The organism is Microcoleus sp. Pol14D4 (assembly GCF_036701245.1).
Taxonomy (GTDB): Bacteria; Cyanobacteriota; Cyanobacteriia; order Cyanobacteriales; family Microcoleaceae; genus Microcoleus.
The window spans coordinates 1-22,342 of record NZ_JAUBQM010000040.1; the positions used below are offsets into that span (position 1 = coordinate 1).

The following is a 22,342-nucleotide window of genomic DNA, read 5'->3' on the forward strand; positions in this document are numbered from 1 at the left end:
AGAGAAATAAGTTTATTGGCTCGCGTTCTGGGACTACTTAGCTCAGATACTCCAACCAGCGGTTATTGAGCAGTTACGACAATCCAACAAATTGCATCAGCTATGGTTCCATGAAAGCTGTTGCCCGAATTAGGATTTGGAATTAAGTTTGCAGCAGCAATTACTGGGATAAGACTTTTACCACCTCCAGGCGTAACAATCATAAAAATTTTTTTATTTGTTCTCCCGCCTTGATGCGTTTACAGATTTGATAAAATTCATCTTGATGCTTTCTTAAATTAATAGGTTCTGTGGGAGATTGCGAAGAAAAAATATCTAATTGGATTGCATCTGTCATGTTTCTGTTCTCCTCAGCAGTTTTTTGATAATGACATTTGGGGCATAATGCCTGCATTTCGTGGACATTGGTTCTCTGAGTTTCTGCCCATCGCTCAATATGATCTGCGTGCCAGTCTGAAGGCAAATCGCATCTGCAATGCTGGCACTTGCCGTTGGCGGCATACCAGAGGGCAGCGCGTAGCCGTTTCGATCGAAGAAAGCGACTCTGATTCTGCATCTGAAAAAGCTATAAGGCTTACGCAGCAAGTAAAAACATCTACTGTAGAAATTTTATCTATTGTTGAAGTTTTAGTCAACATAAAGATTTTATGAGCTAGCTGTCTGCACTTTTGTGAACAGGATAACGACGAAGCAGGCAGGGACATCTTGCTGGAAGAATCTGGTAGCGATACCTGGTTCGGCGTTTCCGGCAACAACATTTCTTAATGCGGTGGGGTTGCTGTTTTTTGGCTATGTAGGTATCATAACGTATATCGCGCAACCGCGCAATACGTAGTCAGGTCGCCACGTAGTAAACCGCCCCCTCGCCAGATGCGAGAATACAGGTATGCGCGTATGAGAGACATGGCTAAAAAAATTCCACCTGAAATGGCTGAACTAAGCGTTTACGTAGATAAAAGGCTAAAGCTACGATTCAAACTAGCTTGCACAGCTCAAGAAAAGCCAATGAGCGAAGTCATCGGTTTACTGATGAAGCAATGGCTAGAGACAGCAGAAACCCCGCCAGAGCCTAAAACTAAAGCGGGGCAAAACCTTCAAGACTGAGGAGACATTAAGCGAGGGACAAATGTTGAGAGACGCAGACAACCCAGAAAAATCTTGGGAAGACTTGGAAGCCGAACTCGCTGAACACCCGGACAGACCTTTTTATGCTCGGAGTGACGCAGAAGCTGCTAAGCGATGCGAAGAGCAAAACCGCGAAGCAACAAGACACCCCGATGCAACCGGAAGAACCTACTACACCTGTGACGAGAAAAAAAGGAAAAACCGATGACCGAATATCGATTAACACCCGCAAAATATCACCACGTACAAGTAGTTGTTTCCCTGAACCGCGTTCACTTAGACAACTATAAAAACCCTGATGAAGCATTGACAAAACTGCTAGAACTTGGTTACACTCCTGAATTGCGATATCAATGGAATCCAGATCGAAACGAATTTGATTTATACGCCCTAATTCACGACTTACCGCTAGAAGAATCGCTAATGACCGATGAAAAGTGTCAGGAGTTTTTCAAGCATTTCAAACACAGCCAAATATATTCGATCGGGTGCGGTAACGCTGACCCCGATTGGCTATTTGCTTGGGATTTTGATGACCCTCGCCGTCACGCCAAGCCCGAAGAAATTGAACCTTTACCAGCAGCTACAGCATTAGCTTAATTAAAAGAACGCAGACGAAATTTCATCTGCGTTCATCTGTGTTTATCTGCTAATATCTGCGGTCAAAAACTCCCCATCCAACTACTTCGCAGCAGGTAAAGACAACTGAGGCGAAGTTTTAGCATAGCTTCCATTCTCAGGAATCATTGTCGGTTCCTGGGAAAGCAAAAACTCGCGAATTACCCTAGCAACTGCTCTTTGAGCTAAACCGCCGACTACTTTCTGCCCCATGTTCTGCACTTCAGGTTTCACCAACAACTGCGGAAGTAGCTGCAATACTTTCATCGTGTCAAAACCGGGAGTTGATTGCAAAATATCCCAAATCCGCTTGATGTGTTCTAAGTTTTTTTGTTCAGTTGGTGAAACCACAGGTTGATTTGCCTTAACTCCAAACCATTCGCCGACTACTGCTTTGGCGTTAGCAAAGGCGTTGCTGGAAAGCGTGTCGAGACTTTTGACTAATTCGAGGACAATACGATCGCGAATGAAATCTCCTCTTTCGGAAAATAAATATTCTAATGCTTGGTTCAAGATTTTGCTGACATCGTAATCCTCGCTCTCGCGGGCATTGTTGAGCAAGTTTTCTAAGCGGTTCCAGCGGAATTCGCCTTGTTTGAACAGCAAATCTTGTAGGGATGCTCTCAATTCCGGTGCGGGGTCGCTCAACAGCCGTTTTGCAACGTAAGGATAAGCTTTGCTCAACACTTTGAATTCGGGGTCAACGTTGATGGCAATGCCTTCTAACGTGACGAGCGATCGAATAATCAAAGCGTAGTAAGCTGGAACTCGGAAAGGATATTCGTACATTACCGCCGAAAGCTCGTCAGTAATGCTTTTGAAATTGAGTTCGGCAACGCTAGCACCCAAAGCATTGTTAAATACGCCCGCCAAAGCCGGAATAATTGGCGTCAAATCGGTGTCGGGAGTTAAAAACTCCAACTTCACGTAATCTTTTGCTAAACCTTCAAAGTCGCGGTTCACCAAATGCACCACAGCTTCCAACAAGCCGTACCGCTGATAAGGTTTAACTTCGCTCATCATCCCGAAATCGAGATAAGCTAATTGACCGTCAGGAGTTGCCAAAAGATTGCCGGGATGCGGGTCAGCGTGAAAGAAACCGTGTTCTAGGAGCTGTCTGAGAGAACACTGCACCCCCACTTCAATTAAGTAAGGAGCGTCAATTCCTTGAGCTTTAACGGCTTCTAAATTCGTAAGTTTGATGCCGGTGATCCACTCCATTGTTAAGACGCGGCGGCGGGTATATTCCCAGTAGATGCTGGGAACGTAAATGTCTTTGATGTGGCCGTATAGTTTGGCAAACCGTTCGGCATTTTGTCCTTCGTGGGTGTAGTCCATTTCTTCGTAAATGCGCTCACCCAACTCGTCCATAATGCTTGCGAGGTCACTGCGAATTACTTTGAAGTTGTTTTGTGCCCAAACTGCAACGCGCCGCAGGATGTAGATATCTAAGCCGATGTTTTCGGCTAAACCCGGTCGCTGGACTTTGATTGCGACTGTTTCCCCGGTTTTGAGTTTGCCTTTGTAGACTTGTCCGAGAGATGCTGCTGCGATCGGATCGGGGCTGATTTCTGCGTAGATGTCTTTGGGGTGGGCGCCCAATTCTTCTTGGATGAATTGATATGCTACTTCGTTGGGAAATGCTGGCAGTTGGTCTTGCAGCGTTGTTAGTTCTTCTAAATATACTGGCGGTACTAAGTCGGGCCGTGTTGAGAGTGCTTGTCCGATTTTGATGAAAGCTGGGCCGAGTTGGGCCAGAATTTCTCGCAGTCGGACGGCGCGACGCTTTTGGTTGGTGGCGGTACGACCTGTTTTGCCGTCGAACCACACACTGAAGGCAAAGCTAAAAAATGTCCAAACAACGCTCGACAGCCTTCCCCAGACTTGTAGAGGTCTATTTCGGTACAGGGCTGCGATCGCCACGGGATCGTACCGAACAGCATCTCCGGCTAACTCGAAAGCTATGTCTCTGGCTGATTTGAGCCGATCGTCCGTTACGGCATCCGTCTCTAGTGATACTGGTACTGCTTGCAGGGGAGTTGTATTTGCATCTTGGAGATTGCCGAGTACAGCCTGAGTCCCTGAATTTACATAAGTTTGCGGGGAGGCTGGCGATACTGTCTTGACATTCATAAATCAGACCTAGTGTGAAGCATTGTAAATATATTGTAACAATTTAAGGAATAAGACCCTTCTTCCTTCTTATATACTTACTCGCCGCTGGATCTTCTGAGTCGATCGCGAATGCCTGACAGTTGCGATTGGCTGCTGACTGGCGATCGAGGTTGGGGCATTTCGGTATCGGGCCAGTTCGGTAAGTCGTTACAGGGACAGAACTCCGGGGGCATTCCGGTTTGTTGGAACACTACGGGCATAGCGCAGCGCGCGCAGGGACTGATTTCCCAAGCTGGTGTCAGCAGTTGGGCAATTGTTTCGTTTGTGCCTTCGAGGTAACAGTCTCCGCTGTCGCGGGAGATGATTTTTTGCCAGCACTCTTCAAATTCCTGGCTGTAGCGATCGCCCGCATTTACCGATCTGGGCAGCAGCGCTTCGGAACCGTTGCGAATTAATACTTTTTTGCCTAACTGAAACCAGTAAGCAATATATTTTCTTACTTCACGATCTGATGCCATAACTTTTAGTCAACCCTTCAACTAATTGATTATTTTAGACTTTTAATTTGAAATTAGCACTCTTTCTTAAGAGACATTTTAGCTTTTACATAATTTCAAAACTTTGCTATTCCTCATGTCAAATTCTTGGGCGGTTCCCCCTAAAGAGTAGGTTTTTTGATTAATTCATGTGACTCTTGAGTTTTCAATATTAGTTAATATTATACCTAATTTTCAGTTAAAATTGTCCACCGGAAAACCGATATGTTTTCTCTCTTGTCGATCGCGACTCCGGCTGTTAATTTTTCGCTACGGGCGGCAGCGGGGTACCCAGAGCCCTGAGATCCAAGGCGTAACCTCCGGTGGCGAGATAAACATTATTGGCGATCGCCCCGATGTGGCGCACGAGAGTGCCGAGGCGATCGCGAAACAGCCGCCCCGCCGGATAAGCAGGCACAACGCCCCATCCGGTTTCTTCCCCTACCAAAATTACATCAGCCGCCGCCGACTTCAAACAGGCTAGCAAATCTTGCTGCGTAGTAGCCCAAGCACCCGCTTCTTGTTCCAAAAGATTTGCCGTCCAAGTTCCCAGGGAATCAATCAACAAGCAATCTGAGGGCTTGCTGGCCCGCACAACGGCCGATAGTTCGATCGGCACTTCTAGAGTTGCCCAATCAACTGGACGGCGATTTCGGTGCTGTTCGAGGCGACCCAGCCACTCCAAATCCGTTTCATCAACGCGACTGGTAGCCACATAGATTATTTGTTTGCCCGAACCCGCCGCCAGAGTTTCGGCCCATTCACTTTTGCCACTTCGGGCAGGCCCAGTTACTAAGATTAATTGTCTAGATGTGGTTGGTTCTGAGTTAGTCATTAGTTATTAGTCAGCAGTCATTAGTCAGATACAAATGATTAAACACAATTACCAATTACCAATTACCAATTACCAATTATCATTTAAACTGCCAACTACCAAATGCTTTTTAAGCGATAATAGCATTGATGAGACAATATCAGAGTAAGTCGAGCGAGAACCCCCGTATTTCCCAAGCTGTTATTTATGCCAGATCGTCCTCTGATATCAGCGATTATTTGCACCCACAATCGCGCCGCCTATTTAGGTGGGGCGATCGACAGCTTGCTGGTACAGGATTTTCCCGACAACTTTGAAGTAGTAGTAGTGGATAACGCTTCTAGCGATTATGCAAGCCCCGAAAGTGCGACTTCGCGCACCCGCGAGGTGGTAGAAGCAAGACAGGGCGATCGGCGCCTCAAGTACGTCTGGGAACCCGAAATCGGTCTGTCAGTAGCCCGGAACACCGGGGCTAAGCAAGCTCGCAGCGAAATATTAGCTTATCTCGACGACGACGCTATTGCTGAGCCGAATTTGCTCAGGGTGCTGCACAGCGCTTATCAAAGCAATCAAAAACTCGCCGTAGCTGGAGGCAAAGTCAATTTGCTGTGGCCTTCTGGAGTCAGCCCGCCCGAATGGCTGTCACCGGGATTAGCCCAGAACTTGGGATCATACGATTTAGGCGATACTTGCCTGTACGTCACTGCTGCCGGTTTGACTCCCAGGGGAGTAAACTACTCAATCCGGCGCGCTTTTCTCGAACAAATTGGCGGCTTCGATGTCAAACTCGGTAGAGTCGGCAAAAAGTTGCTGTCAAATGAAGAGTTGCGAACCACAGAATTAGCTTTAGAGTTAGGTTGGCAAGTAGTTTATCTACCGGAGGCCCTAGTGCTTCACCATGTCGCAGCAGAAAGGCTCAACAAAGCTTGGTTTCTAGAGCGCGGGTGGTGGCAAGGCGTCAGCGAGTGTTATCGCGAACAATTGTCGGATCGAGACGGTATTGCTCAGCTTGGGCGGGGGGGTGAAAGAATATTGAGGGGTGTCTGGAAGTCTTTTAAATATATTAGAGATCCAGGGCTGCGCTTTGAAAACTTCGTTTTTGCCTGGGGTCAAATCGGTTATTTGAGCGCAGCCATCCGCGGCCTGATTTTTGCACCGAAATCGACCAGCAGGCATTAGGCTATAGGCAATATCCCTCGCTGCTCAAGTCGTCGGCGCGGCTGTGCCGATCGCACTTCATCTACAAAAACTCGACCGCATTCAGGTTCAAGCACTCGATTATGACATCTAGTTCATCCAAGATTCCGGTTTCCGTTCTCATTCCGGCAAAAGACGAAGAACTTAATCTACCAGCGTGTCTGGCCAGCATTGCTAGGGCGGATGAAGTTTTCATGGTTGATTCCCAAAGCAGCGATCGCACGGTAGAAATTGCCATCAGCACCGGCGCAAAAGTAGTGCAATTCTACTTCGACAACCGCTGGCCGAAAAAGAAAAATTGGTCATTGGACAATCTGCCTTTTCGCAACGAATGGGTATTAATTGTCGATTGCGACGAGCGCATTCCGCCGGAACTTTGGGACGAAATCGCACAGGCGATCGAAGATCCCAATTTTGACGGCTACTACCTAAACCGCAAAGTATTCTTTTTAGGCCAGTGGCTGCGTTACGGCGGCAGATATCCCGACTGGAATTTGCGTTTGTTCAAGCATCAAAAAGGACGTTACGAAAATCTCGGCACTGAATCCGTACCCAATACTGGCGACAACGAAGTTCACGAACACGTCATTTTAGCCGGTCAAGTCGGCTACTTAAAAAATGACATGATCCACGAGGATTACCGCGATTTATTTCACTGGATAGAACGGCACAACCGCTATTCTAATTGGGAAGCTCGCGTTTATTACAATATTATTGAAGGGCGCGACGACAGCGGCACTATTGGCGCTCACTTATTTGGAGATGCCGTACAGCGGAAACGATTTCTCAAAAAAGTTTGGGTGTGGCTGCCTTTTAAACCAATGCTCAGATTTATTTTATTTTACTTCATTCAGCTCGGCTTTTTGGATGGAAAAGCTGGCTATATTTATGCAAGGTTATTGAGTCAATATGAGTATCAAATTAATGCAAAACTTTACGAGTTGCGTTGTTGTGGCGGTCAGTTGAATGTGGCAGAACCAGATCCGCCTCTGTCGCCGCCAGTAGTTATAACTCAGGAGACAGAAGTGAAATTGCCTTAATATTTTGGAGGCATGGGGGAATTGGGAATTAGGAATTGGTAGTTGGGAATTGGGAATTAGGAAACCCACACCCTACCGAGCGGCTTGAGGGATTTTCATTTAATAAGTTCTTCTAGGGATGGGAACAGCAATTTTTCTGCGCTCACTTTTTCGCAATCACAAGGCTGTTGACTTGCGGATATTGCTGATACTTTGCCCAGCAGCAATTGGATGCTTTCGATTAGCAATGGTAGAGTTAATAAAATAATTGATGCTGATACTAGCAAGCTAATTAAGCCGTCAGCCCAATTCCAGTGCAGCCACGCGACGGCGATCGCAGCTAAAATTACTCCAGCCGACGAAAAAATGTCGGCGACTGCGTGCAGAAAGGCGCTTTTGAGATTCAAGTCGCCGTGACAGCAGGAATGCAAGCAACAAGCATTAATCGAGTTGATGCTTAAACCGACTATGGCGGTAATTAACATCGGGAGCCCTTCTACTTCGGGAGTTGGGGACTGCAAACGGGCGATCGATTCGGAGGCTATCCACAGGGCGATCGCCACTAAACTGATACTATTAATTAAAGCAGCAATGATTTCTCCTCGTTCAGGGATTGACGATTGTGCGATCGTACAATCTACGGATTTACTTTTGCGTTTGACTGAGGAGTACCAAGTGGCTGTCAAAGTTATTGCTAAAGCTGCTACATCTGAAAAGACGTGACCCGCATCTGCTAATAGGGACAAACTATGAGAATTAAGTGCGGCGATTAACTCTGCTACAAAAAAGCTGCTAAGCAGTACCAATGCTGTTTGTAAAAGTCGCACTTTGCCAATTCTGGGATTTATATTCTCGCATTGTGCGATATCCTTGGCGTTTTCAGAGTCAAAATTTTCCCTAATTAGAAATGTCATGCAGCAGTCCTTAAGGTTAAAGTCGATTTTAAATTAAACATTAAATTAACTATCAATGACCGATTATAGACCAAATCCGAACCAATATCCGGAAAATCCGATCGCAAATTCCCCAAATCCTGAAATAAAGGATAGTTCAATTAGAGACAACCAGCCAAATAGTTTAACAGGGGAATCTTGGGTTGATTTGCGGCTGTACAACCAATCAAAGTTCGATCGGGGAAAGCCCGGTTGGCTAATTTTGCTTTGGTGGTTCGTGCAGGCGATCGCATTTCCTCTCACTCCACACCCTTTTAACGGCATCAGAAGCGGCTTGCTGCGGTTATTTGGAGCGAAAATAGGTCGGGGTGCGATCATTCGCCCCACGGCTCGTTTTACCTATCCTTGGAAAATTGCCATCGGAGACTACAGTTGGATCGGAGATGATGTTGTATTGTACAGTCTCGATCGAATTGCGATCGGCAAACACTGCGTCATTTCTCAAAAAAGCTACCTCTGCACCGGTACTCATGACCCTCAAGACCCAGCCTTTAGCTTAATAACAGCACCTGTAATCATTAATAACGGCGTTTGGATTGCCGCCGACTGCTTCATTGGCCCAGGTGTCGAAATCGGTGCAAATGCGTTAATTGGAGCTCGCAGCAGCGTCTTTAAAAATATGCCTGCAGGCTTTATTTGCACAGGAACACCTTGTCGTCCCCGCTATCGGCGAGAAATTAACCAAAGTTCATAAGAGACATTGCAATGGGAAACTAAGCAGCTTTACAAGCTTGCTGCCGAATTGGAATTTCAATGACGAATTCTATTCCCTTTCCTAATCCAGGCTGGCAGTATAATCTGCCCCCATGCTTTTCAACGATAATTTGGTAACTGATAGATAACCCCAACCCAGTTCCTTTACCGATCGGTTTGGTGGTAAAAAAAGGGTCAAATAGTTTCGGTTGTAGAGTTTCGGAAACTCCCCGACCGTTGTCACTAATATGAATAGCAACCCAATTATCGTCAATTACTTTTGTAGAAATTTGAATGCGGTTCGGGTGTTGTTTGATTTCTGCAAAGGAACGCTGCTGATTTGATTCATCTAAAGCATCAATGGCATTGGAAATAATATTCATAAACACTTGATTTAATTGTCCCGCATGGCATTCTACTTGTGGAAGCTGCCCGTAATCTTTTATTAGTTCAATCTCAGGATGCTCTGGTTTTGCTTTTAAACGATGATGCAGGATGGTGAGTGTACTATCAATTCCTTCATGGATATTTACTGCTTTCACGTCTGCCTCATCCAGGCGAGAAAAAATTCGCATAGACTTGACTATCTCCTGGATGCGCTGCGTTCCTAAGTTGATTGAGTTAAGAACTTTGATAAAATCTTCCTCCAGAAATTCCAGTTCTATTTCATCCATTGCTGCTTGAATCCGAGGGGTGGGATTTACATAATCTTCTTGATAGAGGTGTATAATTTTTAGTAAGTTATGAGCATACTCTTGGGCATAACCCAGATTGCCAGAAATGAAATTTATAGGGTTGTTTATTTCATGAGCAATCCCAGCGGCCATTTGCCCTAAGCCAGACATTTTTTCGCTTTGGATTAACTTAAGCTGCATTTGTTGTAAATCTTCATAGCCTTGGCTAACTTCTAAAACTTTCTGCTCCAATAAGATATTTTTTTCTTCTAATTTTTCAGCTAGAACATGAAGCTTTAAATGCAGCTTGACGCGAGCTAATACTTCCTCCTGTTGGAAGGGTTTGGTAATATAATCTACAGCCCCAAGCTTAAACCCCTCAACTTTATTAGCCGTATCCGAGAGCGCAGTCATAAATATAACGGGAATCTGTTTAGTTTCTGGATTAGCCTGTAATCGACGACAGGTTTCAAATCCATCAATATCGGGCATCATGACATCTAGTAAGATTAGATCTGGTAGAGCATATTTAACTCGCTCTAGTGCCATTTTTCCAGATTTCGCAACTCGAACTTCAAATCCTGCTTGGCTTAAGGCATCAGATAATACACCTAAGTTGGCTGAATTGTCATCAACTATAAGAATCGTACCGCTTGCTTGAATTTCTGAATTCATAAACCTTACTTGTAGGACTGAATAAACGTTATAATCTCTTCGTCTTGAAAGTCCTTTGCCATCTGATGCAATATTTTAGCAAATGGAATGTATTTTGGGTCTATTGCTTCAAGTAATACCGCCTGCTTAACTATTTCTAGGAAATTTCCTTTCATAGCCAGTTCGTATAGCATTTCCATTTCTGTAGCAGGCGGGGCAATTAGCTCATCGGTGTCTGATGCGATCGCCAGCGGATCTTCATTAGCTTCGTAAACCCATTCCAAATCAAGATACTGTTGTAATTTTTGCAGGAGTTCCGTTGCTTGAACAGGTTTGGGAATAAAAGTGTTGCCTCCTGCTTCTAAACTTCTGTATTGATCGGTTTCAAATACGCTGGCCGAAGAGACAATAATGATGATGTCTTTGAAATTTTCCGATTCTCGAACCCGCTTAATTAGCTCGAAGCCATCTAGTTCGGGCATTAATAAATCGGTAACGATTAAATCTGGCTGCACCTCTAGAATTTTTTCCCAGCCTTCCTGCCCATCGTTCGCTTCAGACACCTCAAAGCCGATCGGACTGAGCAAATTGCTAATTACCGAACGGTTAGCCCATTTGTCATCAATAACCACAATCTTAGGTTGGCGGTCTTTGATGCCGATAATCTGCCCGCGATGGTCGATTTGAGATGTTTTTACCCATTCATCGGCTTGAGATAGATTGACATCAAACCAAAAAATACTGCCAACATTCATCTCACTTTTAACCTGAATGGTACTGCCCATTAGTTCTACAATCCTTTTGCTAATTGCCAGTCCCAATCCCGTACCTTCCGTCTGCCGCCTGCGATCTCCTACCTGCTCGAAGGGCTGAAAGATAGCTTGGAGTTGATCTTGTGCAATGCCGGTACCTGTATCGCGTATTTCAAAGCGAATTTTTTCTTCTGTGGCAAAACTGACTATAAAAGTAACAGTGCCCTTATCCGTAAATTTAATAGCGTTGCTTAAAAGATTAATTAACACTTGTCGCAAGCGTTTTTCATCCGCACGAATACCGATCGGGAGTTCGGGGCTTGATGGAAAATGAAACTGAATTCCCTTTAGTTCAGCTCGGATACGGCACATTTCTGCGACACCTTGCAGGAACGCCGGGAAATGAAAATCCGTGGGCATGAGTTCCACTTTCTGTGCTTCAATCTTCGACAAATCGAGAATATCATTGATTAAGGTCAGTAAATGGGAACCGCACTGATAAATGACATCAATGCGCGATCGCTCTTCTTCATTCAAGACTTTGGAACGCTGAAGAATCTGCGCGTAGCCCATGATGCCATTAAGCGGAGTCCGCAACTCGTGGCTCATGTTAGCAAGGAATTCACTTTTGGCCCGACTAGCTGCTTCTGCGGCTTCCCTGGCTTTTGCCTGTAAGATTTCTGCTTGTTTGCGATCGTGGATATCGATACAAGTGCCAACCCACTCCCGGAGGCTGCCATCTTCTTCCAGAAGTGGCACCCCTCTAGCTTGGAAATAACGATAGTTTCCATCCGTTCCGCGCATTCGATATTCCATCTCAAACAGGCTTCTCGTTTGCACTGCTTCCATCCACACCTGAACTGTTCGTTCGCGATCGTCCGGGTGGATTGTATCTAACCAGCCAAAACCAACCGCCTCAGCTTCCGTTTGTCCGGTGTAAGCTCTCATACTCGGTGAATCCTGGCATCTTCCTTCAGCATCCGTTGTCCAGACAATTTGGGAAATGGCAAGGATTAGCGATCGATAGCGTTCTTCGCTTTGTTTGATAGCATCTTCGGCTTGTTTGCGATCGTGGATATCATTGCAAGTACCAACCCACTCGCGGATGTTGCCATTTTCATCCACAATTGGTACTCCCCTACCTTGAAAATAACGATAGTTTCCATCCGTTCCCCGGATTCGATATTCTATATCAAACAGGCTTTTCGTTTGCACTGCTTCCATCCAAGCCTGACTCGTTCGTTCCCGATCGTCCGGATAAATTGGATCTAACCAGCCTAAACCAAGCACTTCAGCTTCAGTTTGCCCGGTGTAAGCTCTCCAACTCTGTAGATCAGTGCCTATTCCTTCAGCATCCGTTGCCCAGACGATTTGGGATGTGGCAACCATTAGCGAACGATAGCGTTCTTCGCTTTGTTTTAGAGCATCTTCGGCTTGTTTGCGATCGCTAATATCTCGTGTGGTGGCGATGATGCCGAGGATATTGCCCTTAGCATCCCGCCAAGGAGCCTTGGTAGTGAAAAAGGTCGCGGTGGTTTCACCCTGAGAGACATCTTCCTCGTAACTCTCAGTGATTCCTGCTTCCATGAGTTGGCGATCTTTCGCCATAATTGCACGGGCACTGTCAGGCGGCAGTAATTCCAAATCATCTTTGCCGATGATTTCCTCAATTGGCTTGCCTATGAAGTTTGCCAAATTCGAGTTAAGGGCAACATGACGCCCTTCCCGATCTTTAACGACAATGAAGTCTGGTGTACTTTCCAAAATTGAGTTTAGCAGTGCATTACGATCGCGCATCTGGGCTTCAGCTTGTTTGCGATCGTTAATGTTTCGCGCTATGGCGATAATACCGAGAATATTGCCTTGACCGTCCCGCCAAGCGGCTTTTGTGGTTAAAAAATAATTGCTGGTCTCACCATTTGAAATTTCTTCTTCGTAGGTTTCAGTAGTACCTGTTTCTATAATCTCCCGGTCTTTTGCCATTATTGGAACGGCAGCAGCAGGGGGCATCAGTTCCGAATCATCTTTACCCACAATCTCCTCTATGGGTTTACCGTCAAATAATAAGTTTGCCACAAAGGAATTAAGGGCAACATATCGGCCTTCCCGGTCTTTAACCACAATGATGTCTGGCGTACTTTCCAAAATAGAGCTCAGCAAGAGGTTGCGATCGCGCAACACAGCTTGCTGTTCGCGCAGAGCTTCTTCAGCTTGTTTGCGATCGGTAATATCTGTATTAGCTCCAACCCATTCCAGAATTGAACCATCCGCGTTCAGAATTGGTACACCACGACAACTCATGTAGCGATATTCCCCGTCATAGCGACGCATACGAAATTCAACTTCATAGAACGATCGATTGGCAACAGCAGTTAACCAGGCAGTAGTAATAGACGAGCGATCGTCTGGATGGATAGCGTTGCTCCCACCCCTTCCCTTGTAATCATCAAATGTCTGTCCTGTAAATGCACTCCAAGTAGGTTGCTCGATCGCCATTTCGCCGTCCGCATTGCAGATCCAAATAATTTGAGCGCTAGCTTCCATCAAAGAGCGAAATCGTTCTTCACTTTGTTTGAGGACTTCTTCTGCGTTTTTGCGATCGCGAATATCGCGCGTAATCGTGGCAATCCCTACCGGTTCATTAGTCTCTGGATGTTTGACCAGAAATAGGGTGTAGTCTACCGCAATGGGTTGACCTGTCACGAAATGTCTGAAGCGGTAATCACTCCGCCAACTTCCCTCTTGCATTAGAGTAGGCAGAACACGCTGCTGTACAAAGTCCAAATCTTCTGGCATGAAGAAGTCGGTAATGTGTTTGGTTCTGGCTTCGTCCAAACTACTGAGTCCAACCAAATCCAGACCAGCCTGATTCAGTATCATCGGGCGACCATCCATTGAGGCAACGCCAATAAAGTCACGGCTGTTCTCGATCGTTGTAGCGAGCAATTGCCGTTCTTCCTCTGCTTTTTTGCGATCGCTAATGTCCCGTGCAATAGTGGAAATAAACTCGACTTCGCCTGTTTCCGTTTTGTGGACGATTAAAACTTGGGAAACGGGAATTTCTTTCCCATCGCGTGACAAAAACACGGTTTCACCAGCCCAGCTACCCTCTCTTAAGGCGGTTGGAAAGACTTCATTTTGGAATTTTGTCGTTGCCGAGGGAGCTAATACAAAATCTACACTAAACGGAGATCGTGCCTCCTCTGGAGGTACCCCCATCATTTTCTGTCCGGCTTTGTTGAGGTACACGTTATGCCCTGTTGCATCCGCAATCCCTACGAAGTCGGAAGTTGCTTCCAAAATTGCCGTCAGTCTTGCCTGCTTTTGTTCGGCCCGCTTGCGATCGGTAATTTCAATTACAATCCCACCAAGACCAAAAACCAGGCCATTTTCATCCAACAAAGGATAGTAAGATGCTTGCCAGTAGCGCACGATGCCCGGTTCTTTCGGTGTTTCACCCACTAATTCATAGTCAAGAATTGGCTTGCCCGTATCCAGAATGCTTTGCAGCATTGGTTCCACAGTCTGAGCCAATTCTGGCAGCACTTCACGCACTGACCTACCAATATGGTCTGCCACACAAACGCCATTCATCTGGGCCAAAACTTCGTTAATTTGGACATACCGGAGTTGGCGGTCAAAAATCAGCATTCCGGCATTGGCACCTGCAAAAAAAGCGTCGAAGTGAGCCTGTCGCAATACCTGTGCTGTTGTGATCTCTTGCTGTGGCAGTTGGGTTTTCTCTGGTGGGAATTTGCTCATGTTGGCTCGTGCATTTCAGCTTTTATTCTAGAACTTCTGTCCAATTGTGCGATCGCAAGGTTTTCCTTGTTTCCTATTTGGTTACTGAAGAAAACCTTCAGTAGGGCGACCATTCGGTTTTCAATCGGCGATATATGTATACCTTGCGACAATATTTCAGTTAATTCTTCGGATGTATCGCCAAGCAGTTCTATTGCTCATCAATTCTATTCCTAATCAATCCTATTGGTAGAACGTTGGTGACAACCTAAGCTAGGGAAGCGTTTGTCAATCAGCAATTATGCTCAGTATTTACTCAGATTTTGGGTGGAGAACTTAGATTTGGGCGATCGAGCAATCATGTATCGCGCCATATTTATTTCGACCCAACCCCAAACCGCCAATTTTCCACTCCTGAACAAGCAAGTATTTTCAGTAATTTTACTGATTGACAAATGTGATTAAGTTATAGTTTTTCCTCCAGGTAGGTAGAGTGCCAAGTATTCTTGGAACGTTATCAATTTTAGCTAGATTCAGTTAAATTTTCACTTAGATATACACAAAACGCACGCAACTAGCAGATTAATAGCAATATGTCTCCCACCAGTTAAAGTCATTGTAATACTTGCATATTTGACTTGTCCACTTAAAGAGTCATTCAATAATCCCTGCTTAAGTTGATAACGGGACTTCAAAAAAAAATTAGTGGAGAGTATGATAAACTCGAATCCAGTTAATGTTGACTAAAGTTAGTAGAGCGATCGCTTTAATAATACATGAGTCTGCTATTTTATCGCGAAAAAGTGGCGCACTAACCGCAGGCCTGCGAAGACCAGGTAGCCGAAAAATTGGCAATAGGGAGAACTGCGTAGTATGAGGAAGCACATCTCTCTGTAACGACTTCACTTTTTTGGCCACTAAAAATAGGTTAAAATTTATGATTACGAGTTCAGTATTTTATTTTTACATTGGGTACTGAGGACTTTATTTTTTACTACTCCCCTTGAAAAATGACAACACAAACAACCTTAAAGCCTGAATTTAAATTAAATACAATACCAGAAGAAGTATTCACACAGATCTCGCAAATATTTACCGCTACCCTATTTAAAATAGGTGAAAATCCTGTATCCTTGCAGTCACTGGTGGAACTGATTGTATTGTTTATGGCTATCCTTGTGATAGCACGATATTTTACCAACTTTCTTAAGGAAAGATTGCTTGTCAGACTGGGAATTGACGAGGGAAATCGGGAAGCTATCGCAGTAATCATTGGGTATTTAATAGTAGCTTTGGGGGTGATAGTCGCCATCCAAAGCATTGGCTTCAACCTCGCTTCTTTTGCAGTAGTTGCGGGGGGGCTGGGAGTCGGAATTGGCTTTGGCATCCAAGATTTAACAACTAATTTTGTCAGCGGCTTAACGCTGCTTTTAGACAGACCCGTGAAAGTCGGAGACTTTGTAGAATTAGAAGGATTAATGGGAATAGTCAAAAAAATCTCGATTCGATCGACAATCATCCAAACCATTGAGGACTCCAGCGTCATAGTTCCCAACAGCAAAATGATTAGCAACAAAATTGTTAATTGGAGTTACGAAAACTCGCTACTGTGTCTGCGAGTTCCCGTAGAAGTAGCGGAGAATAGTAACCCGCTGTTAGTTACAGAAACTCTGTTAAATATTGCTTACGCGGAAGCGGGAGTTTTATACGAACCGAATCCAAAAGTATTGTTTGTCGAGTTTGGTGATGATAGTTTTAAATTTGAACTTTTAGTTTGGACGGACAGACCGACTGAAAGAGAAGTAATTAAAAGTTCTTTGAATTTTGCAATTGAATACAATTTCCGCCAGCAAAAAATCGAATTTCCATTCAATGACAGAGAAATTTATTTACAAAACCCCGAAGTTTTGTTGTCAATTTTTAACAAAAAAGAAATTGCTATTGACCTCTCGAATAGTTACTCGGAAAATGATCGAAAACCGGAATTTTTTGGCGAGGGAGTGAAAAAGCCATCTTCCCTTAGTTGTTTGCTGCGAGAGGTGGAATACTTTGAAAACCTGACCGATCTTGAATTGCGGCAATTGATTGAAGTTGGGTACCGCAAACGGCTGCGCTCGCAAGAATTTTTATTTCACGAAAACGACCCTGGAGATGCTTTTTATATGATTCTTTCAGGTTCAGTCGAAGTTTTTGTGGAAGCTATTGACAAACATCTGAATAACCTCGGCACTGGTCAGTTTTTTGGGGAACTTTCTTTGATGTTGGGAATCCCCAGAACTGCTTCGGTGAGAGCTTTAGAAGAAACAATTTTGTTTGCCATCAATAAAGAAGGTTTCCAGAAAGTTTTAACGGAACGACCTGATTTATCGGAACAGATTATTAAAGAAATAGTCAAGCACAAAGAAGAACTAAGCGAGAGACAGCAATTATTGCGAGAAATGGAATTAGTAGATGCAGCAGAAGAGGATGAAAATCCTGTAGAATGGGTGAGAAAACGGTTAAAAAATCTATTTAGTGTGTGAAATAATTTCTATGACGCGATTTATTCACGATCTTTTTGCCAAAGAATACCTGGAGGAATTGCTGTCGCCGCTCGGAACGGTTAATATCGGCCGCGATGTGACTTCCGAAGTCCGAGAAATAGATGTTTATTTTACTCCCCGAACCGCAATGCCCGCATACTCAGAAACCCTGGGATTGTTGGGAAAAATGGCAAACACAACTGCAATTTTTGAACCGTTTCGCAATCCTGCTAACGTCAGCGAAATTTGTAGCTGTCTGGGGAAGTTATTGGACGTGCGAGGTGAATTGGAACGGAAATTTAGGAGAGAAAATACTCGCTATGATGACGCTCAGTTACCCAAACTGTGGATTTTGATGCCCACAGCATCGAAAGCATTGGTAGATAGCTTTAATGCGATACCAGACACAGAGAATTGGATGCAGGGAATCTATTTTTTGGGTGAATCTTTGCGATCGGCAATTGTGGCGATTCACCAGTTGCCAGAAACTCCAGAAACTCTGTGGTTGAGGATTTTGGGCAAAGGGGGAGTGCAGCAAAGGGCTATTTCCCAATTGAGCGCTTTAGCAACAGACGATCCGTTGCGGATTATCGCGCTAGAATTGCTGTATCGGTTACAGTCAAATTTAGTAACCGATGCGCCACAAGAATTAGAGCCAGAAGAGCGGGAGTTAATTATGGCCATTGCACCACTTTTTCAACAACAAATACAAGCAGCACAGCAACAAGCTAGAGAAGAAGGACTAGAACAGGGACTAGAACAAGGCCTAGAACAAGGACTAGAACGGGGGCTAGAACAAGGGCTAGAACAAGGACTAGAACGAGGCAGACAAGAACAACAGCGCTTAATCTTAGAAAACTTTCTGCGAGTTCGATTTGGAGCATTAAGCCAGAAAATGACGGCTTTTCTATCTCCAATATCCAAGTTGCAGGCGGCGGAATTTACAGTGCTGTTGCTGGCAATATCGATGTTAACCGTTGATGAATCTGGGCGGGAAGCAGCAGTTAAATTGTTGGCTGAAAGTGTCTTGCAAATGCGATCGCCTGAATTGGGCGATCTTCTGCCTACAGCCGTTACTAATTTATTGGCTTTGCCGGTGACAGAATTGGCATTGTTTGTAGAACAACTACCGCAGTTATCGGCTGAGGAATTGAGGGACAGGTTAGGCAAAACACCTGACTAAAACCTGCGATCGCAGCCATAAAGCGATCTTGCTCTTTATGGCTGCGAAAATTCTCACATAAAATTCCTCGATTCTGTCGATCGCACTTTAGGAATTGGACTGCGGCGACAAAATCAAGTGCAGCAGACCGTCGATCAGTCGATCGCGCTCCATTGGCAGAATCTCTTTGCCGTGCATCATATGCTGCGTTAACTGGAAATATACCAAAGATCCAATAAAAATCCGCGCTGTTGCCTCGGGATCGGGCAATTTTAACTCTGGATGCGATGCCAAATATTCCGCTAGCCGATCGATACCCGGTTTAGCTAAGTTTCTCACAAATGTCTGCGCTAACTGGGGAAAACGCCCCGATTCCGCAATCACTAACCTCACAAAATTGAGAAATTCAGGTTCCTGGGTCACCTGATCCAATACATTTGTGGCAACGAATCGCAGCGCTACAGCCGGTTCTTCATCCAGAACTGTAAAATGGACTTTTTTTCGCGCCAGCCGCTGTACCAAGGCCGCGAATAATCCTTCTTTATCTGCAAAATAGCTGTAAACCGTGGCTTTGGAAACTCCTCCCGTCTTCGCTACCTTGTCCATACTCGTGCCCGCGTAGCCGTGGGCTAAAAATTCTTGCATCGCACCTTGCAGGATTTGCTCGGTTTTGTCACCTCCTGCTGCGTCTGGTTCGATCGGTTTTGTCCTTGCCATACCTTGCTTCTGTAATTTTTATTTGGGCTCTTGACATCATTATACTGAACGGTTTAGTATTAGAACGTATCAGAACTAAACGGTTTAGTTTTATTTATCAAAAAGAGGTATGTCATGGTACACCAACCAACAGCAGACGGCTTATCCTCAACTCCATCCCTAGTTAAACAACTCCTAGTTGTTGCAGCACTAGCAACCCTGGCGGCAGGGGGAACCACAGGCTACACGATCTGGCGATCGCGCATACCCGATCCCAACGCAGTAGCTGCAGCAGCATCCGTGGCGGCATCCCAATTAACGACAGTTACAGCCTTGGGGCGACTGGAACCCAGGGGAGAAGTAATTAAAGTCTCCGCCTCCGGTGCGGCGGAAGGAAACCGGATCGATCGACTGTTGGTAAAAGAGGGAGACAGGGTGAAAACAGGTCAGACGATCGCAATTTTGGACAGCCGCGATCGCCAGCAAGCCGCCCTCGACCAAGCTCAAGAACAGGTGCGCGTCGCTGAGGCAAACCTAGCAAAAGTGAAAGCAGGAGCCAAAAACGGCGAAATCCAAGCCCAGAAAGCGACTATTAGCCGTTTATCCGCCGATCGCAGCAACGAGATCGCAGCGCAACAGGCGATCGTTGCCCGTCTAGAAATCGATCGCAGCACCGAAATTGCAGCGCAACAAGCCACAATTGCCCGCATCAGGGCCGAACAACAAGGTGAAATTCAAACCCAACAAGCCGCAATTGCCCGTCTACAAGCCGAACTCCGCAACGCCATAAGCGAAGATCGGCGCTACTCCCAACTGTATGAACAGGGAGCAATTTCCGCCTCAACTAGCGACAGCAAAAGCCTCGCAGCCGAAACAGCCCAACAGCAACTCAACGAAGGAAAGGCAAAACTGAATCAAATTCAGGAATCCCGCCAACAGCAGATTAACGAAGCCCAAGCCAAACTCAACCAAATTCAGGAATCCCGCCAACAGCAAATTAACGAAGCCCAAGCCAAACTCAGCCAAATTCAGGAATCCCGACAGCAGCAGATTAATGAAGCTGCTGCAAATCTCGATCGCATCGCCGAAGTGCGTCCCGTTGACATAGCAGCAGCCGCCGCCGAAGTCAGTGCCGCCACGTCCGCAGCCAAACAAGCCAAAGCCAATCTGGATCTAGCTTACATCCGTGCTCCCAGAGACGCCCAAGTCCTGAAAATTCACACGCATCCGGGGGAAAGGGTGGGAAACGACGGCATTGTCGAACTCGGACAAACTCGCGAGATGCTGGCTGTTGCGGAAATCTACGAAAGCGATGTGGACAAAGTACGCCTCGGACAAACCGCCAAAATTACTAGCGATGCTTTGACCGGCGAATTGCGGGGAACTGTCGAACATATTGGTTTGCAAGTGCAGCGGCAAAACATTGTTAACACCGATCCTTCTGCGAATATTGATGGTCGAATTGTGGAAGTAAAAGTGCGCTTAGATGAAGCTTCCAGCCAGAAAGTAGCGGGATTAACCAATTTGCAAGTCAAAGTGGCGATCGGGGAAATTAAGGATTAAGAATTTTTTAACCACAGAGAGCGCTGAGGACACAGAGGAAGAGAATAGAGAGATGAATCATTCTGACTTAATTATTAAAGATTAAGAATTGTTCCAACATCAGGTTGCTGTCTTTAATCCAAAATCTAAAATCTAAAATCTAAAATAGTATGCTCGGACTTATCAAACCCTTACAACAGTTAAGACGCAGAACTTCCCTCGGATGGCTGCAACTGAGTCACGACAAAGGGCGAATGCTGGTTGCAGTAGCAGGAATTGCCTTTGCTGACGTTTTGATGTTCATGCAGTTGGGCTTTCAAAATGCGCTTTACACCAGCAATACGCGCCTGCACCAAACCTTGCAAACAGACTTAGTTTTGATTCACCCCCAAGCGCGCAATTTGATTAATTTGTCTTCCTTCCCCAGGCGCAGATTGTATCAAGCAATGAACGTACCGGGCGTGAAATCAGCCGAGCCGCTTTACGTGAAAATTGCTAACTGGAAAAATCCCGAAACTCGACGCGAAACGTCGCTGATGGTGGTCGGTTTCAATCCGAATCGCCCTGCGTTTGCGCTTCCAGAAGTTAACCAAAATTTGAGCGCGATTAAATTGCCGGATACCGTGTTGTTCGATCGAGCTTCTAGGGGAGATTACCAAGGAACGATCGCACAAATTGCTGAAGGCAAAGCCGTTAAAGCTGAGGTAGAGCGGCGCACGATTAACGTCAGCGGTTTATTCACAGTGGGAGCATCTTTTGCCGCCGACGGTATTTTGATGACTAGCGATCAAAATTACCTGCGCCTGTTTCCCAGACAAAACGCCGCCAGTGTTAATGCCGGATTAATTCAACTGCAACCGGGGGCTGACCCCGTGGAAGTTCAACAAGTTTTGAAAGCATACTTGCCGGCGGATGTCAAGGTACTAACCAAACAAGAATTTATCGATTTTGAGAAAAACTATTGGGCTAAGAATACTGCGATCGGCTTTGTATTTAACTTAGGGGTCGCGATGGGTTTTGTAGTTGGTGTGATTATTGTTTATCAAGTTCTCTCAACCGATGTCAGCGACCACATGGGAGAATACGCTACTTTCAAAGCAATGGGCTACCGCAATGTTTATTTACTCGGCATCGTTTTTGAAGAAGCTCTAATTCTTTCCGTCCTCGGTTTTTTGCCAGGAGTAGGAGTCTCTCTCGGACTCTACTCTTTAACTCGCAAAGCTACAAATTTACCCCTTTATATGACGCTGCTTAGAGCATTTATAGTCTTACTTTTGAACGTGATTATGTGTACTATTTCTGGAGCAAGTGCCACTCGTAAACTGCAAGCAGCCGACCCGGCAGATATGTTTTAAGGGAAAATGAATCAGAGAGTATGAAAGACTAAAGCCCTGACTAAAAACATATTTTTGTCATCCTTCTCTTCTTTTTACTCTGCCTTGTTGGCGACAAAAGCGGTTTATTAGACTTGAAGTGAAAAAATTCCCAATCTGGAAATCCATCTGTCTTCATCTGCGTTAATCTGTGGT

The 22,342-nt window shown here is 45.3% G+C and carries 19 protein-coding genes; 11 read left to right on the top strand and 8 right to left on the bottom strand.

The features are described 5' to 3' along the window. Positions 1 to 199: 199 nt before the first annotated feature. Positions 200 to 463, bottom strand: coding sequence for an HNH endonuclease signature motif containing protein (locus QUA33_RS28260; RefSeq protein ID WP_445243251.1), 264 nt, complete (start codon positions 461 to 463; stop codon positions 200 to 202). On the opposite strand from QUA33_RS28260, the gene QUA33_RS15655 reads away from it, so the two are divergent. The 4 genes from QUA33_RS15655 (at position 385) to QUA33_RS15670 (ending at position 1,725) form a co-directional block, all read left to right on the top strand. Further along, positions 385 to 651, top strand: a complete 267-nt coding sequence (locus tag QUA33_RS15655; RefSeq protein ID WP_333149364.1) for a hypothetical protein — start codon at positions 385 to 387, stop codon at positions 649 to 651. The two genes, QUA33_RS28260 and QUA33_RS15655, sit on opposite strands and share 79 nt — an antisense overlap. 252 nt (positions 652 to 903) lie before the next feature. Further along, a complete protein-coding gene (locus QUA33_RS15660; RefSeq protein WP_333149365.1) occupies positions 904 to 1,104 on the top strand; it encodes a hypothetical protein in 201 nt (66 codons plus the stop codon). 22 nt (positions 1,105 to 1,126) lie between these two features. Next, positions 1,127 to 1,333: a hypothetical protein gene (locus QUA33_RS15665; protein WP_333149366.1), complete on the top strand. Its 207-nt coding sequence runs from the start codon at positions 1,127 to 1,129 to the stop codon at positions 1,331 to 1,333. After that, positions 1,330 to 1,725 (top strand): hypothetical protein, encoded by a 396-nt coding sequence (locus tag QUA33_RS15670; protein ID WP_333149367.1) that lies wholly within the window; start codon positions 1,330 to 1,332, stop codon positions 1,723 to 1,725. The genes QUA33_RS15665 and QUA33_RS15670 overlap by 4 nt, the downstream gene beginning before the upstream one ends. Positions 1,726 to 1,806: 81 nt before the next feature. Here the strand turns inward: QUA33_RS15670 and QUA33_RS15675 are convergent, their stop codons facing one another. From QUA33_RS15675 to cobU, 3 genes are all read right to left on the bottom strand, one after another. Beyond that, positions 1,807 to 3,876, bottom strand: coding sequence for an AarF/ABC1/UbiB kinase family protein (locus QUA33_RS15675; protein ID WP_333149368.1), 2,070 nt, complete (start codon positions 3,874 to 3,876; stop codon positions 1,807 to 1,809). A gap of 77 nt (positions 3,877 to 3,953) precedes the next feature. Beyond that, a complete protein-coding gene (locus tag QUA33_RS15680; protein ID WP_333149369.1) occupies positions 3,954 to 4,376 on the bottom strand; it encodes a hypothetical protein in 423 nt (140 codons plus the stop codon). A 277-nt stretch (positions 4,377 to 4,653) separates the two neighbouring features. Further along, positions 4,654 to 5,229 (bottom strand): bifunctional adenosylcobinamide kinase/adenosylcobinamide-phosphate guanylyltransferase, encoded by a 576-nt coding sequence (gene cobU, locus QUA33_RS15685; protein WP_333149370.1) that lies wholly within the window; start codon positions 5,227 to 5,229, stop codon positions 4,654 to 4,656. A 186-nt stretch (positions 5,230 to 5,415) separates the two neighbouring features. On the opposite strand from cobU, the gene QUA33_RS15690 reads away from it, so the two are divergent. Next, positions 5,416 to 6,387, top strand: coding sequence for a glycosyltransferase (locus tag QUA33_RS15690; RefSeq protein WP_333149371.1), 972 nt, complete (start codon positions 5,416 to 5,418; stop codon positions 6,385 to 6,387). A gap of 101 nt (positions 6,388 to 6,488) precedes the next feature. Continuing rightward, complete coding sequence (locus QUA33_RS15695) at positions 6,489 to 7,445, top strand: glycosyltransferase family 2 protein (RefSeq protein WP_333149372.1); 957 nt, start codon at positions 6,489 to 6,491, stop codon at positions 7,443 to 7,445. 95 nt (positions 7,446 to 7,540) lie between these two features. On the opposite strand, the gene QUA33_RS15700 is transcribed toward QUA33_RS15695, so the two are convergent. Then, a complete protein-coding gene (locus QUA33_RS15700) occupies positions 7,541 to 8,338 on the bottom strand; it encodes a cation diffusion facilitator family transporter (protein ID WP_333149373.1) in 798 nt (265 codons plus the stop codon). Positions 8,339 to 8,393: 55 nt separating this feature from the next. Between QUA33_RS15700 and hpsU the strand changes: the two genes are divergently transcribed. After that, positions 8,394 to 9,071, top strand: coding sequence for a hormogonium polysaccharide biosynthesis acetyltransferase HpsU (hpsU, locus tag QUA33_RS15705; protein ID WP_333149374.1), 678 nt, complete (start codon positions 8,394 to 8,396; stop codon positions 9,069 to 9,071). 19 nt (positions 9,072 to 9,090) lie between these two features. Here the strand turns inward: hpsU and QUA33_RS15710 are convergent, their stop codons facing one another. Together QUA33_RS15710 and QUA33_RS15715 are read right to left on the bottom strand one after the other, a co-directional pair. Beyond that, positions 9,091 to 10,419: a response regulator gene (locus tag QUA33_RS15710; protein WP_333149375.1), complete on the bottom strand. Its 1,329-nt coding sequence runs from the start codon at positions 10,417 to 10,419 to the stop codon at positions 9,091 to 9,093. Positions 10,420 to 10,424: 5 nt separating this feature from the next. Then, positions 10,425 to 14,912 (bottom strand): PAS domain S-box protein, encoded by a 4,488-nt coding sequence (locus tag QUA33_RS15715; RefSeq protein ID WP_333149376.1) that lies wholly within the window; start codon positions 14,910 to 14,912, stop codon positions 10,425 to 10,427. 989 nt (positions 14,913 to 15,901) lie between these two features. Here QUA33_RS15715 and QUA33_RS15720 point away from each other — a divergent pair. Further along, entirely contained in the window at positions 15,902 to 17,413 is a 1,512-nt protein-coding gene (locus QUA33_RS15720) for a mechanosensitive ion channel domain-containing protein (protein WP_333149377.1), read from the top strand. Positions 17,414 to 17,423: 10 nt separating this feature from the next. Continuing rightward, positions 17,424 to 18,596 carry a flagellar assembly protein H gene (locus QUA33_RS15725; RefSeq protein WP_333149378.1) on the top strand — a complete coding sequence of 391 codons (1,173 nt, stop codon included), beginning with the start codon at positions 17,424 to 17,426 and terminating at the stop codon, positions 18,594 to 18,596. Positions 18,597 to 18,683: 87 nt separating this feature from the next. On the opposite strand, the gene QUA33_RS15730 is transcribed toward QUA33_RS15725, so the two are convergent. Next, positions 18,684 to 19,292 carry a TetR/AcrR family transcriptional regulator gene (locus QUA33_RS15730; RefSeq protein WP_333094518.1) on the bottom strand — a complete coding sequence of 203 codons (609 nt, stop codon included), beginning with the start codon at positions 19,290 to 19,292 and terminating at the stop codon, positions 18,684 to 18,686. Between the two features lie 114 nt (positions 19,293 to 19,406). On the opposite strand from QUA33_RS15730, the gene QUA33_RS15735 reads away from it, so the two are divergent. Together QUA33_RS15735 and devC are read left to right on the top strand one after the other, a co-directional pair. Continuing rightward, entirely contained in the window at positions 19,407 to 20,834 is a 1,428-nt protein-coding gene (locus tag QUA33_RS15735) for an HlyD family efflux transporter periplasmic adaptor subunit (protein WP_333149379.1), read from the top strand. A 149-nt stretch (positions 20,835 to 20,983) separates the two neighbouring features. Then, positions 20,984 to 22,168 (top strand): ABC transporter permease DevC, encoded by a 1,185-nt coding sequence (devC, locus tag QUA33_RS15740; RefSeq protein WP_333149380.1) that lies wholly within the window; start codon positions 20,984 to 20,986, stop codon positions 22,166 to 22,168. The last annotated feature ends 174 nt before the right edge of the window (positions 22,169 to 22,342 follow it).